The organism is Amycolatopsis sp. SID8362 (assembly GCF_010550475.1).
Lineage (GTDB): Bacteria > Actinomycetota > Actinomycetes > Mycobacteriales > Pseudonocardiaceae > Amycolatopsis > Amycolatopsis eburnea.
Genome location: NZ_JAAGNB010000617.1, coordinates 1 through 369 on the forward strand (window position 1 = coordinate 1; position 369 = coordinate 369).

Below are 369 nucleotides of genomic sequence, written 5' to 3' on the forward strand. Positions count from 1 at the left end.
CGTCCCGCAGTCGCTGGCCCGCCTGCACCACCGCCGCGACCTGACCTACCGGCCGGTCGGGGACGCGCCGCAGTCGAGCGTCGCGCTGTCGTGGCTGGAGGACGAGACGACGGACCTGATGGAGCAGTTCATCGGCATCGTCCGCGGCCGCACGGTCAACAGCACGCGCGGCCGCCAGCAGGCGCCGGCGGAGCGCAAGCGCCCCGTGCGGAAGCCGGCGCCGCCGAAGCCGGCCCGGCGGACCGGCGGTGGCGCGGGAAAGCGGCGCCGCCGGTCGTGAGCCGGGGTCAGTCGGTCGTGCAGACGCAGTTGCCGTCGGCGCGGTCGGCCAGGTCGGGGTCGTCGAACCAGTGGCCGTTCTCGCCGAGG

General features: G+C 76.2%; 1 pseudogene. It reads left to right on the top strand.

Annotated elements, in window-relative coordinates:
* Positions 1–280, top strand: a pseudogene (locus G3I65_RS18945) (LysR family transcriptional regulator); the annotation flags it as partial.
* Between the last annotated feature and the right edge of the window lie 89 nt (positions 281–369).